Source organism: Paenibacillus sp. sgz302190, assembly GCF_059820445.1.
In genome coordinates, this window is the sequence record NZ_JBZYAO010000051.1 from 15,323 (window position 1) to 28,633 (window position 13,311).

Genomic DNA, 13,311 nt, shown 5'->3' on the forward strand with positions numbered 1-13,311 from the left:
CTTTATGGATAAAACTTTAAAAGTCGGACGCCTCGCGATGCTTGCACTCATGCTGGCTGCAGCTTCTACCGCTTCCTGCGACAAGCAGATCGACATTGCGCCCGTCCAGTATAAGAAGCATTTGGAGGTTGTGTTGAGAAGCCAGGAAGGCGATTATTGGAAAACGGTCAAAATGGGGGCGGAGGTGGCCGCCAAGGAGTTTGAAGTCACGCTGGATTTCCGCGCTCCGGGGGACGAGACCGACGTGCTCGGACAGATTGCCCTGGTGGAGCAGTCGATCGAGTCGAAGCCCGATGCGATCGTACTGGCGGCCAATGATTTTAGGGGCTTGGTTGATGTCGTCGACCGTGCGGCGGGGCAGAGCATTCCGGTCGTGACGATCGATTCCGGCGTCGATTCCAGCCGCGTCAAGAGCTTCATCGGCGCAGACAACTATGAGGCCGGGCAAATGGCCGGGCGGCAGCTCGTCAAGCTCGCCGGAACGAGCTGCCAAATCGCCATCGTGAGCTTGAAGCAGGGCGAGCAAAATGTCGAGCAGCGGGAGCGCGGCCTTCTGGACGAAATATCCAAATACCCGGAGATCAAGGTGCTGGAGAAGGTGTACAGCCTTTCAAACCGGGATCTGGCTGCCAACCAGACCCGCGACATTATCCAGCGGAACAGCCGTATCGACGGCATCGTGGCGCTGAATGAAAGCTCATCCATCGGAGTGGCTGACGAAATTCAGAAGCTTGGCCTGCAGGGCAAGGTGAAAATGATTGCGTTCGACAGCACATCGGAGGATTTGGAGCTGCTGCAGGAGGGCGTCATTCAAGCGACGATCGTTCAAAACCCGTTCAGCATCGGATATTTGGGTGTGAAAAACGCCGCTGAAGCAGCCTCGGGCATGAAAGTCCCGAGCCATGTGCCGACCGCGCTTAAGGCGATCGATCTGGACAATATGTTCTGGTCGGACAATCAGAAGCTGCTGTTTCCCTTCGTAAAGTGATGAGGATTTCGATAGAAAATGTGAGGATATTGCATTTGTTTCAGGGGAGCGATCCCGTATAGTGAGAATGTAAATAAAAAACATAGTTTAAGGGAGGCTCTTACCTTGAAAAAAATGATTACCCTTGCGGTAGCGGGCGCTCTGGCCGTAACCGCGGCAGGATGCGGCGGCAAATCGGCGGCGCCGTCTCCGGCAGCGACAACTCCGGCTGCATCCGGCGGTGCGGCGGCAACGGCATCGGCGGCTCCGGCGAAAGCGGATACCGGCAAAAAGCCTAACATCGGCGTGGCCATCTATAAATTTGACGATACGTTCATGTCGGGCGTTCGCGCTGCGATCTCTGACGCTGCCAAAGATAAGGCGAATGTAGAAATCGTGGACAGCCAGAATTCCCAACCGACGCAAAACGATAAAGTGGATCTTTTTATCACAAAAAAGGTAAACGCTCTTGCCATCAATGCGGTTGACCGCACGGCGGCAGGCGTTATTATCGACAAGGCGAAAACGGCGAACATTCCGGTCGTATTCCTGAACCGCGAGCCGCTCGCCGACGATATGAAAAAATGGGATAAAGTGTACTACGTAGGCGCCAAAGCGGAGCAATCCGGAACGATGGAAGGACAACTGCTGGTCGACTACTTCAAAGCGCATCCGGAAGCGGATAAAAACAAGGACGGCAAAATCCAGTACGTCATGCTCAAAGGCGAGCCGGGCCATCAGGATGCCGAACTGCGCACGAAGTTCTCCGTTCAGGCGATCACGGACGCAGGCATGGGCGTAGAAAAAATCGCCGAAGACACAGCTATGTGGGACCGCGTCAAAGCGACTGAGAAAATGGCGGCATTCCTGGCGGCGAACGGCGACAAGATCGAAGCGGTAATCGCCAACAACGACGATATGGCTCTGGGCGCCATCGAAGCCTTGAAAGCCAAAGGCTACTTCAAGGACGGCAAAACCATGCCGGTCGTCGGCGTCGATGCGACGGCTCCCGCTCTGCAGGCGCTCGGCGACGGCACACTGCTCGGCACCGTGCTGAACGATGCCAAAAACCAGGGCGCGGCAACGACCAAAGTGGCCACCGTTCTCGCTAACGGGCAAACGCCAAGCAAGGAAAATACGGGCTACGACATTACGGACGGCAAATACGTCTGGATTCCTTACAAAAAAATTACGAAAGACAACATGAACGAAGCGAAATAAGCTTCATCTTAGCGGGCAAGGGAGCAATGTATGCTTACGTTGCGCCCTTGCTTTTGCTTTGCTGCAAAACCTGATTTGGGGCTCCCTGCAAAGCAGCCGAAACAGGCTTTTCAAAGGAGGCATCGCTTTGTGGGGACTATTTGGGAGATGGTAGGGGGAATTGCCATGACTGAGAATCAATACTTGCTTGAAATGAACAATATCTCCAAGGAATTTCCGGGTGTGAAGGCGCTCGATGGGGTAACTTTGCAGGTTCGCCCGGGCAGCGTGCATGCCTTGATGGGCGAGAACGGAGCGGGCAAGTCCACGCTCATGAAGTGCTTGTTCGGGATCTATTCGCCGGACGGCGGGGAGATCAAGCTGAACGGGGAAACCGTCGGCATTCACAATTCCAAGGACGCGCTGCAAAACGGAATCTCGATGATCCACCAAGAGCTGCATCCGGTACCGTACCGCAATGTTATGGAAAATATTTGGCTGGGCAGATTTCCTTACAAAGGAATCGGACCTTTTCGGTTTATCGATCACAAAAAGATGCGCAAAGATACGGAAGCTTTGTTCGAGCAGTTGCAAATGGATATTCATCCGGAAACGATCGTAGGCACGTTGTCGGTATCCAAGATTCAATCTCTGGAAATAGCAAAGGCGGTTTCGTTTCACTCCAAAGTTATCGTTATGGATGAGCCAACTTCATCATTGACAGGAAACGAAGTGGAGCAGCTTTTCCGCATCATACGCGATTTGAAGAGCCGCGGCGTTTCGATCATATATATATCCCATAAAATGGAAGAAATATTGACCATTTCAGATGAAGTCACGATTATGCGCGACGGCAAGAAGATCGGCACATGGCCGTCTTCCGAGCTGACGACCGATTTGATTATATCGCGGATGGTCGGACGCGACCTCAAAGAGAGATTCCCGGAACGCAGCAATGTGCCGAACGGCGTATTGTTGAAGGTGGACCGGCTGACGTCTCCGATTGCCAAGTCGTTCCGCGACGTTTCCTTCGAGCTGCGCAAAGGTGAAATTCTCGGTGTCGGCGGCCTTGTCGGCTCCCAGCGTACGGAGCTAATCGAAGCGTTGTTCGGCCTCCGGTCCGTTGCCTCGGGGACGATTTCCATCCACGGCAAGCCGGTAAAACTGAAATCGCCGATCGACGCGATCAGGCACAAAATCGCCCTGCTGACCGAGGAGCGGCGCGTAACCGGCATTTTCCCGGTGCTGTCCGTGCTCGAAAATACGGTCATTGCCAACCTTTCCAGATACATGTCGCCACTGGGACTGATTGACGACAGGAAGCGAAGAGAAGAGGTCAAGCAGAGCATTGAAATGCTCAGAGTGAAAACTCCGAATATGTATGCTTTGATCAAAAATTTGTCGGGGGGCAATCAGCAAAAGGTGCTGCTGGCCAGATGGCTGCTCACCGAGCCGGACGTGCTGCTGCTGGATGAGCCGACCCGGGGTATTGACGTAGGCGCGAAGTTCGAAATTTATTCGATCATTGCGGACCTCGCCAAACAGGGGAAAAGCATTATCATGATCTCTTCTGAAATGCCCGAGCTGCTCGGGATGTCAGACCGAATCATGGTCATGAGCGAAGGACGCCTTACCGGCATTGTCGACGGAAAACAGGCAACAGAACAAGAGATCATGCGCCTTGCTGCACAGCAATAGGCATAATGAAGGAGGCCGAGCTGTCATGAGTTCCATCACCGAAACGTCAGCCAATAAAAAAGTCAGTGCATTTATTACGAAATATGTGATTTATATCGTACTCGCCGTCCTTGTCGCAGCGATTGCGATTTATGACCCGCGCTTTTTGTCCGTGGATATTTTCCGGGACATTCTGCTTCAATCGTCGACGCGCGTCATTATTGCGTTGGGCATCGCCTTCATCCTGATTACCGGAGGAACCGATCTATCCGCCGGGCGCATCGTCGGGATAACGGCAGTCATTTCCGCCTCGATGCTGCAGATGCCGGATTATGCGCGGAAGTTTTTCCCGAATTTGCCGGAGCTGCCGCTTATCGTTCCGATTTTGATCGCCGTTGCGGTAGGTTTGATCATCGGACTGCTGAACGGGATTATCGTCGCCAAGTTTAACGTGCCGCCTTTTATCGCAACGCTCGGCACGATGGTCGCGGTGTACGGGGCCAACTCGCTTTACTTCGACATGGAGCCCAACCAGTCCCAGCCGATCGGCGGTCTGCGGGCCGACTTCAGCAAGCTGGGGACGGGCTTTATAGGCAGCAGCGGTCCCTATTCGATACCGTATATTGTCATTATCGCCGTTATCGTTTCCATCATCGTCTGGGTTGTGTTCAACAAAACCAAGCTGGGCAAATACATGTACGCCATCGGAGGCAACATTCACGCGGCAAAGGTTTCGGGCATCAACGTAGGCCGCTACCTCATTTATTTGTACGCCATCGCGGGCGCTTTGTACGGTTTGGCAGGCGTGCTTGAAGCAGCCAGAACCGGCGGAGCGACGAACAACTACGGCAACATGTACGAGCTTGACGCGATCGCGGCCTGCGTAGTCGGCGGCGTATCCACCTCCGGGGGAATCGGTACTGTCCCTGGCGTGCTGGCAGGCGTATTGATTTTCAGCGTAATCAACTACGGCCTCACTTTTATCGGCATCAGCCCTTACTGGCAGCTTATTATCAAAGGCTTGATCATCGTCGCGGCCGTCGCGTTCGACATGCGGAAATATATGAACGCCAAATGACAGAGAGATTCCAGGCACTATGAAAAAAGACCGACTCCCCGGGCGTCTCGGCTTGCCGAAACGAACCCGCGGGAGCGGTCTTTTTAATTATTGCGCGAGCACAAATTTTTCGATCACGTGTCTGACTCCGTCGTCGTTGTTGCTCCGCGTGACATAGTTCGCGAGTGCTTTCAGCTCGGGCAGCGCATTGTCCATCGCTACGCCGAGGCCGGCGACTTGCAGCATCTCCCGGTCGTTCCAGGCGTCGCCGAGCGCGATGACCTGATCCATCCCGCAGCCGATGTGCTGCGCCAGGAATTCGATGGCATGGCCTTTGGTGCCTTCCTTGTGCATGAATTCCAGGTAATTCGGCTTCGATTTCGTGATATGCACCTGATCGCCGATCAGCGGCAGGAGCTCTTCGCGCAGCCGATCGCATACTTCGGGCTCGTCGACGATGAGCAGCTTGGGCTGGGGAATATCGATCCACTGCCGCAAGTCCCCGATGATGTACGGCGTTTTGGACAATTTGACGTAGTTTTTAATTTTATCGTTGTCTTCTCCTGCATAAAGTTGGTCGCCATGGTACAGTTGAAGGTGAAGGTTGCGTTTTTCACAAAAATCGAGCAAGAACCGGGCGCTTTCCACGAGAACCGTCCGTTCGTAGAGCACTTGCTCGTCCAGCAGGTTTTTGATCAGGGCGCCTTGGTACGTAATAATGGGGACGTTGAGCCCGATGCGATTGGCGATTTTGGCCGCGGAAGGAAAGCTTCTTCCCGTCGCGATCGTTACCGTTACGCCCTGTGCGACGGCTTGATGCATCGCTTCGACGGTCTCGGGGGAAATCGTCAAATCATCCCGCAGCAGCGTGTCGTCCAGGTCTGTAGCAATTAATTTATAGCTCATAACTGTTCTCTCCGTTCCGATCCGTATTCTCTATCTTGAAAATCTTCTATAAGCATACCGGAATCTGCTCAGTTTGGCATCATTTTTTTGATACAATAAGCATGAAAAAGGAGGGGATCGCGCGATGTCACCCGGCTATGCGGAGAAGTTGGAAGGCTATACAGACGGGCTAGAAGCTAACACAGACAAGTTGGAAACATACATGGACAAGCTGGAAGTCTACACGGACGAGTTAGAAACCTACACCGACAAGCTGGAAGCTTGGCTGCGGATGCACGCCAATCCGGCGGACGCGCTGGAAATGGCAGCTTATATGCGCAATCAGTTCCCGTTTCTCGGGATCAGGAAACCGCAGCGGGCAGCGCTCGTCAAGCAGTTTTGGAAAGAGCACGGGGTTCCAGTAGGAGCGGAGGGAGTCCGGGTCGCCGAGCAATTGTGGGAGCTGCCGGAAAGAGAGTTCGCCTACACGGCGATGGAACTGCTCGCCAAAGTGCGCAAGGAAACGCCCTCTACGCATATTGACATGCTGGAACGGCTGATCGTGACCCGATCCTGGTGGGATACGGTCGATATGATCGCGGACCATTTGGTCGGCGCCCATTTTCAAAGATTTCCGGAGTTGATACCCGCCTATGTGGACAAGTGGCTTGACTCCGGCAACATCTGGCTGCAACGAACTGCGATCCTGTTCCAGTTGAAATACAAGCAGCGCACGGATACCGGGCTGCTGTTTGCATGCATCCGCAGGCTGGCGGATTCGCAGGAGTTTTTCATCCGCAAGGCGATCGGCTGGGCGCTGCGCGAATATTCAAAAACCGACGCCGCGGCGGTGCAAGCTTTTGTGGACCGGACGGAGCTTTCTCCGTTAAGCGTCAGAGAGGCGTTGAAGGTCATCCGGAGGAACGAGTAATTGTTCCGGCCGTGCGGTCAAGGCCGTTTTGCCCGGTGGGGGTGGGGGATTGCTCCGGCTGTGCAGTCAAGTCCGTTTTGTCTCGATAGGAGATGAGACGGGCTTTTTTTGCATGCCGGCGGACAAAGCCTGCAAAAGTGCAGGCTTTTTCGATGGATACGCCTCGTTTGGAGGAAATACCTGCGATTGTGCAGGAATTTTTGCCCGGAACGGGGCTAAGCCCTAAATTTCAGCGGAAAAACTGCAGATTTGCAGGAATTTTCCGAAGCAAGGCTTTTGACGTGCAAAAGCCTGTATTTTTGCAGGCTTTTCTGCGCAATGTTCATTGCGCATTGCGTACTACGTGTTGCGCACTACGTAGTACGCGCGGCCGGCAGTGTCTTGCCAAGAATTGTTTCGACACTCGTAAGTCGGATTTAAGGGGGCGGTAGTGCTGCGGGTCAAGGAGGGCATCTGGTGAAGTTGCGAAGTTATAAGGAGTCATTTGGTGAAACAATGTAATTGGGAACGCACTTTCTACATGAGCAAAAGGAAAATTTATGTAATATAATATAACATTAATTCCGTTTTTGAGATTTTATTGTTATTTATATTTACATTAACGTGACATTATATTAAGATTATTGAAAATTAAAAGGAGGAGACGAAGGATGGCTAGCACAACGAATACGGATCTGGTAGCTCTTTTGCCGAAAGTTGATCTCCATTTGCACCTGGACGGAAGCGTAAAGCCGGAGACGATTTTGGACATTGCCGCGAAGGAAGGAATCGAGCTGCCGGCGCACGACTCAGAAGGGCTCCTGCCTTATATGCGTGTCGGGGACGATTGTTCGAGCCTCAAGGATTATTTGAGCAAATTTGATTTTACTACGCGCTTTTTGCAGTCTTCGGATGCGTTGGAACGGGTTGCTTACGAGGTGGTGGAGCAGTGCTCCGAGCATAATTGCAAATATGTGGAGGTCCGGTTTGCGCCGCAGCTTCACCGGAAGAACGGAATGTCCGCCGAAGAGGTGATCCATTATGCAGCCCAAGGCTTGAAGCGCGGCGAGAAGCAGTTCGGCATCAAGACCCGGGGCATCGCCATTTGCATGAGAAATCATGCGCGCGAGCAAAACCTGGAAGTGATAGAAGCCGCGGTTCCTTACATCGGAAAAGGGGTAGCGGCCGTCGATTTGGCAGGGGACGAGGCGTCGTATCCGCCGGAATTTTTCCGCGAGGTGTTCGCGGTTTCCCATAAAAAAGGAATTCCGATCACGATACACGCCGGGGAAGCGGCCGGGGCGAGCAACATTTACGAAGCGGTCACGCATTTGGGCGCAGCCAGAATCGGCCACGGGGTCAGGTTGAAGGAGAGCTCTTCGATTTTCGACATGGTCGTGGACCGCCGCGTTCCACTCGAAATGTGCCCGATCAGCAACATTCAGACGAAGGCTGTAACGGGATGGGACGCTTATCCGATCCGGGAGTATTTTGACAAGGGGATCAAGGTGACCGTCAATACCGACAATCCGAGCGTATCGGGGACGGATATTACGAAGGAATACCGGGTGCTTTCCGAAAAATTCGCATTTACCGGCTCCGAGTTGGGCGTCATTATTATGAACGGCGTGGAAGCGGCATTTCTTGAAGACGGCGAGAAACTTGCGCTGAAGCGGGAAATTGAGGGTGAATTGCACGAATTGGGCGTGTTTGTCAAATGAATAGAAGAACGTGAACTTGCTCACCGGTCGGCGGGCAGGTTCTTTTTATGGGTTAAAGCTCGCTTGGCAAGCCGTTGAGATACATATTTATACAATCTGTGTTTTGCTTTAGCACGGATATTGTTTTCGGGTTTGGCGATTTATAAATAGTCGGATAATCGATTTCGTTGTACGCTTCCCTGATTGGAAAAGCAAGTTGTTCATAGTCCGGGGAGAATTCGGCATGTACGCCAATTTTGTTCCCCCGTGCATCCAAGCGGACCCATTTCTTTCTGGAATGAAGGAAAACGGCATTAAGCGCATGGAGGCAGTACCCCGTATCCGGCGTATCGCCAATGGTAAGCCGCTGATAACAAAACCCGGCAGGAATCTTTTTACTCCTTAAAATAGCACCTAGCAAATTTGACTTGGCGTAACAGATACCTTCTTTAAAATAAAGCGCTTCTGATGCTTTACACGTGATTCGCGAACTTTGAATGTCCCATGAATGAAATATTTCATCCCGGACAAATTCATAAGCCTTTTTCACAAAATCATCTTCGTTTAACGCTTGTGAATAAAGCTCGGATGCTTTTTCTTTAATGGAAGGATGGCTGTAATCAACTTCCTCGGTTTCGGCCAAAAAGTCTTCCAAATCGTTCGATTCGAATATCAAATTCATCTCGTATCTGCCTTCCTGCTGAAAGTATAGTTGTTCATTTGCTAGATTGTATTATTATGCATGATGATGGAAATTTATTCAACAGATATATAGTTCTGTGTATCTGTATAACTATATTTTCTTGTAGTTTTTTGTTGACGAAAAGAGCCCGTCTCTAATATAATTGCTATAGCAATTAGTTGGCAGAGGAGAATCGCAAAATGGAAGGTCAGCCGAAACTATGGAATCGCGATTTTGTTGCTGTGTGTTTCAGCAGCTTTTTTTTGTTTATGACGTTTTACATACTGGCCGTTACGCTCCCGATCATAGTCACCGATACGCTGCACAAAGGGCAAAAGGAAATCGGGCTGGTGATGACGGTATTTATTGTTTCCGCGGTCATCTGCCGGTCGCTGACGGGCAAATGGCTGGATGAATGGGACAGGCGTAAGCTTGTGATCGTTTCGCTGGCTATATTTGCCGGCTGTACGGTCATCTATCCGTTTATTTCCGAGTACAAACTTTTGCTGGGCTTGCGGTTTTTGCACGGCATCGGCTTCGGTATGGCGGCGACGGCTACCAGCGCAGTGGCGGTCGATCTTGTCCCGGAACACCGCAAAGGAGAGGGAGTCGGCTATTTCAGCCTGTTTATGAGCCTCGCTATGGTCGTGGGACCTTTCCTGGGGCTGACGATTATGCAGACGCATAACAATGCGATTTTGTTTGGCGTATGCATCTTGTTCGTCGCTTTGTCCTTGTTGTGCGGCATTAGCCTTCGCATCCCTGCTCCGGCCATAGCGGGAAGGGCGGGACTCGCAACGGGCTGGAAAAAGTTCATCGAGCCGCGCGCCCTGCCGATCTCGTTGACGGGCAGTGTACTGGCTTTTTCCTATGGGGCCATTACAACGTTTCTCTCGGTTTATGCGAAAGATATCGGCCTTGGCGTTTATGCCAGCTATTTTTTCATGGTTTTTGCCCTGATGATCGTTATTTCCAGGCCGTTTACAGGCAGGCTGTTTGACCGTTCGGGCCCGCATATTCTCGTATACCCCGGCGTAGCTCTGTTCGCGGTTGGCATGATTGTGCTGAGCGTGGCGAATGGGCCGCTCGCCTTTTTGGGCGCGGCGGGGATGCTCGGGCTCGGGTTCGGAGCATTGCTGCCAAGCTTCCAGACGATCGCCATCCAATCTGCCCCGGCGCACCGGCGGGGACTGGCAACCGGCACGTACTTCCTGCTGTTCGACTCCGGCTACGGCATCGGTTCTTCCGTGCTCGGCACAATAGCCGCAAGCTCCGGATACCATGCGATGTATTTCTTTACAGGCCTGGTCGTCGTTTGCGCCGCGATTTTCTATTACGGCCTCTTTCACCGCAAACAGTCGTCCGTCAAAGAGCCCGCACCTGCTCTCGAATAAAATAAAGATAAACAAGCCATTACTAAGCACGGCAGCCGCTGTGTCCAGTAGTGGCTTTTTTGCGCACCGGTTAGCCGCCGCCCCATTGAGCTTAAAGAAGCTGCGGCCAGGTTAGCCGAGTTGGTTACGAAAGCTGTGATTGCCCCAGCCTGCTGCCGCTAGCCCAAGCGTCGGGCCAACGCCCATTTTCAATGCGGGATGATTTTTAGTGTTGACAATATACCTATGGGGGGTATACTATAAATACACGAAGAACAATATTGCAAATGAGGTGCGAAACGATGGACGCCAATGCGGAGTTGAAACAGGCATCTTTTCAGATAACAGGCATGACCTGCGCGGCATGCGCCAACCGGATTGAAAAAGGGCTTCAACGAATAGACGGAGTCAGCGAGGCTAACGTGAATTTTGCGATGGAGAAGGCGGCGGTGACGTTCGATCCCGGCAAGGTGGACGCCGCCGGCATGGAGCAGACGATCGCCAAGCTGGGCTATGGGGTCGTCAAGGAGGCGGTAGACTTCGACATTACCGGCATGACTTGCGCGGCCTGCGCCGCGAAGATCGAGAAGGCGCTGAACAAAATGCCCGGCGTGTCGAAAGCCGCAGTCAACTTCGCCATGGAGACGGCGCGCGTGGAGTACAGCCCTGCGGAGGTATCTCCGGCCGACATGCAGCAGAGGGTAGCCAAGCTCGGCTACGAGGCGATCCTCAAGCAGGCCAAAGAGGAGGCCGGCGAGCATCGCGCGGCCGAGATCAGGAAGCAGAAGCGCAAGCTGTGGATTTCCGCCGTGCTCTCTTTTCCGCTGCTGTGGGCGATGGTCAGCCACTTCTCGTTCACGTCCTGGATCTGGCTGCCGGACATTTTGATGAATCCGTGGGCGCAGCTTGCGCTCGCGACGCCGGTTCAATTTTACATCGGCAGACAGTTTTATGTGGCCGCGTACAAAGCGCTGCGCAACAAAAGCGCCAACATGGACGTGCTCGTTTCCCTCGGCACCTCCGCCGCTTACTTTTACAGCTTGTATCTAACTCTCGAATGGGCGTTGAGCACGGATGCACACCGGCATGCGCCGGAGATGTATTTTGAAACGAGCGCGGTGCTGATCACACTTGTTATTTTGGGCAAATTGTTCGAAGCCCTCGCCAAAGGACGCACGTCCGAAGCGATCAAAACGCTGATGGGCCTGCAGGCCAAAACGGCGCTGGTCATTCGCGACGGAAAAGAACTGAGCATTCCGGTTGAGGAAGTCATCGTGGGCGATGCCGTCATCGTCAAGCCGGGCGAAAAAGTTCCGGTCGACGGAGTCGTGCTGGAGGGCTCCTCATCGGTGGACGAATCGATGCTGACCGGTGAAAGCATGCCTGTCGGCAAACGGGCGGGCGATACCGTCATCGGTGCAACGATCAACAAAAACGGCATGCTGAAAGTGCGCGCGGCCAAAGTCGGCAGAGACACGGCTCTCGCCCAGATCATCAAAGTCGTCGAAGAGGCGCAGGGCTCCAAAGCTCCGATTCAGCGGATTGCCGACGTCATCTCCGGCGTGTTCGTTCCTATCGTCGTAGCCATAGCCGTCATCGCGTTTGCGGTTTGGTACCTGTGGATCGTCCCGGGCGATTTTGCCGGAGCGCTGGAAAAAGCGATAGCCATTCTCGTCATTGCGTGCCCTTGTGCGCTCGGACTGGCAACGCCGACGTCCATTATGGCCGGTTCCGGCCGGGCGGCCGAGCTCGGTATTTTGTTCAAAGGCGGCGAGCACCTGGAGTCGACCCACCGCATCGATGCCGTGATTTTGGATAAAACAGGCACGGTGACCAAAGGTAAGCCCGAATTGACCGACGTTCTTACGAAACTGGAAGAGTCCGAATTTCTCCGGTTGGTAGGCGCAGCCGAAAAAAGCTCGGAGCACCCTCTGGCCGAAGCAATCGTCCAGGGGATTCGCGGCAAGGGCGTTGATCTGCCCGATGCCTCGGAATTCGAGGCGATTCCCGGTTTTGGCATCCGGGCAACCGTTGACGGAAGGGAGGTGATGATCGGCACGCGGAAGCTGATGGCCCGGCATAACATCGACGCAGCCGCCGCGCTTCCCGTCATGACGCAGCTTGAGCAGGCGGGCAAAACCGCCATGCTGGCAGCCGTGGACGGCGTTTACGCCGGAATGGTGGCGGTGGCCGACACGATTAAAGAGACGTCCAAAGAAGCCGTATCCCGCTTGAAGGGGCTGGGCATACAAGTCATCATGATCACCGGTGACAACCAGCGCACCGCGGAGGCGATTGCGGGGCAGGTCGGCATTGAGCGCGTGCTGGCCGAAGTGCTTCCCGAAGGCAAGGCCGAGGAAGTGAAAAAGCTCCAGGCGCAAGGACTCCGCGTGGCGATGGTCGGCGACGGCATCAACGATGCGCCTGCACTCGCGATGGCCGATATCGGCATGGCGATCGGCACGGGCACCGATGTGGCGATGGAAGCCGCCGACGTTACGCTTATGCGGGGGGATTTGAACAGCATCCCCGATGCGATTGAAATGAGCCGCCGCACAATGGGCAACATCAAGCAAAATCTGTTCTGGGCGCTTGGCTACAACACGCTCGGCATCCCGATTGCCGCAATCGGCCTGCTCGCCCCTTGGGTGGCCGGCGCGGCCATGGCGCTAAGCTCCGTTTCCGTCGTGCTCAACGCCCTCCGGCTGCAGCGGGTGAAACTGTAACGGCCCTCGAAGCTTGACAAAAACGCCCCCGGTCCCGGCCTTGGCGTTTGACAATAAGGTCCCCCGCCCCGGCCCATTGGCGCTTGACAATATACCGTATGGGGGTATGATAAAGAGAATACCCGGGAGGGAGG

General features: G+C 53.8%; 10 protein-coding genes. 8 read left to right on the forward strand and 2 right to left on the reverse strand.

The window, feature by feature from the left end; all coding sequences use genetic code 11:
• Window positions 1–4 precede the first annotated feature (4 nt).
• The 4 genes from AC6RNO_RS33335 to mglC all read left to right on the forward strand — a co-directional run bounded on the left by AC6RNO_RS33335 (window position 5) and on the right by mglC (window position 4,922).
• Window positions 5–988, forward strand: a complete 984-nt coding sequence (locus tag AC6RNO_RS33335; protein WP_497108067.1) for a substrate-binding domain-containing protein — start codon at window positions 5–7, stop codon at window positions 986–988.
• Window positions 989–1,093: 105 nt separating this feature from the next.
• Window positions 1,094–2,188, forward strand: a complete 1,095-nt coding sequence (locus AC6RNO_RS33340; RefSeq protein WP_488436941.1) for a galactose ABC transporter substrate-binding protein — start codon at window positions 1,094–1,096, stop codon at window positions 2,186–2,188.
• Window positions 2,189–2,353: 165 nt separating this feature from the next.
• Window positions 2,354–3,865: an ATP-binding cassette domain-containing protein gene (locus AC6RNO_RS33345; RefSeq protein WP_497108085.1), complete on the forward strand. Its 1,512-nt coding sequence runs from the start codon at window positions 2,354–2,356 to the stop codon at window positions 3,863–3,865.
• 25 nt (window positions 3,866–3,890) lie between these two features.
• Entirely contained in the window at window positions 3,891–4,922 is a 1,032-nt protein-coding gene (gene mglC / locus AC6RNO_RS33350) for a galactose/methyl galactoside ABC transporter permease MglC (RefSeq protein ID WP_474686527.1), read from the forward strand.
• A gap of 87 nt (window positions 4,923–5,009) precedes the next feature.
• Here the strand turns inward: mglC and AC6RNO_RS33355 are convergent, their stop codons facing one another.
• Window positions 5,010–5,807, reverse strand: coding sequence for a Cof-type HAD-IIB family hydrolase (locus AC6RNO_RS33355; protein WP_497108068.1), 798 nt, complete (start codon window positions 5,805–5,807; stop codon window positions 5,010–5,012).
• Window positions 5,808–5,931: 124 nt separating this feature from the next.
• Here AC6RNO_RS33355 and AC6RNO_RS33360 point away from each other — a divergent pair, with 124 nt between their 5' ends.
• Together AC6RNO_RS33360 and add are read left to right on the forward strand one after the other, a co-directional pair.
• Window positions 5,932–6,717: a DNA alkylation repair protein gene (locus AC6RNO_RS33360; protein ID WP_497108069.1), complete on the forward strand. Its 786-nt coding sequence runs from the start codon at window positions 5,932–5,934 to the stop codon at window positions 6,715–6,717.
• A 650-nt stretch (window positions 6,718–7,367) separates the two neighbouring features.
• A complete protein-coding gene (add, locus tag AC6RNO_RS33365) occupies window positions 7,368–8,417 on the forward strand; it encodes an adenosine deaminase (RefSeq protein WP_497108070.1) in 1,050 nt (349 codons plus the stop codon).
• 52 nt (window positions 8,418–8,469) lie between these two features.
• Here the strand turns inward: add and AC6RNO_RS33370 are convergent, their stop codons facing one another.
• A complete protein-coding gene (locus AC6RNO_RS33370; RefSeq protein ID WP_488436939.1) occupies window positions 8,470–9,078 on the reverse strand; it encodes a transglutaminase-like domain-containing protein in 609 nt (202 codons plus the stop codon).
• 200 nt (window positions 9,079–9,278) lie between these two features.
• Here AC6RNO_RS33370 and AC6RNO_RS33375 point away from each other — a divergent pair, with 200 nt between their 5' ends.
• On the forward strand, window positions 9,279–10,472 hold the full coding sequence (locus AC6RNO_RS33375) for an MFS transporter (protein WP_497108071.1): 1,194 nt from the start codon (window positions 9,279–9,281) through the stop codon (window positions 10,470–10,472).
• A 281-nt stretch (window positions 10,473–10,753) separates the two neighbouring features.
• Window positions 10,754–13,177 carry a heavy metal translocating P-type ATPase gene (locus AC6RNO_RS33380; RefSeq protein WP_497108072.1) on the forward strand — a complete coding sequence of 808 codons (2,424 nt, stop codon included), beginning with the start codon at window positions 10,754–10,756 and terminating at the stop codon, window positions 13,175–13,177.
• Window positions 13,178–13,311 lie beyond the last annotated feature (134 nt).

Bases quoted from the DNA above. Each gene is read 5' to 3' on its own strand.
- AC6RNO_RS33335 (WP_497108067.1), top strand. From the start codon at position 5: ATGGATAAAACTTTAAAAGTCGGACGCCTCGCGATGCTTGCACTCATG.
- AC6RNO_RS33345 (WP_497108085.1), top strand. From the start codon at position 2,354: ATGACTGAGAATCAATACTTGCTTGAAATGAACAATATCTCCAAGGAA.
- mglC (WP_474686527.1), top strand. From the start codon at position 3,891: ATGAGTTCCATCACCGAAACGTCAGCCAATAAAAAAGTCAGTGCATTT.
- AC6RNO_RS33355 (WP_497108068.1), bottom strand. From the start codon at position 5,807: ATGAGCTATAAATTAATTGCTACAGACCTGGACGACACGCTGCTGCGG.
- AC6RNO_RS33360 (WP_497108069.1), top strand. From the start codon at position 5,932: ATGTCACCCGGCTATGCGGAGAAGTTGGAAGGCTATACAGACGGGCTA.
- add (WP_497108070.1), top strand. From the start codon at position 7,368: ATGGCTAGCACAACGAATACGGATCTGGTAGCTCTTTTGCCGAAAGTT.
- AC6RNO_RS33370 (WP_488436939.1), bottom strand. From the start codon at position 9,078: ATGAATTTGATATTCGAATCGAACGATTTGGAAGACTTTTTGGCCGAA.
- AC6RNO_RS33375 (WP_497108071.1), top strand. From the start codon at position 9,279: ATGGAAGGTCAGCCGAAACTATGGAATCGCGATTTTGTTGCTGTGTGT.
- AC6RNO_RS33380 (WP_497108072.1), top strand. From the start codon at position 10,754: ATGGACGCCAATGCGGAGTTGAAACAGGCATCTTTTCAGATAACAGGC.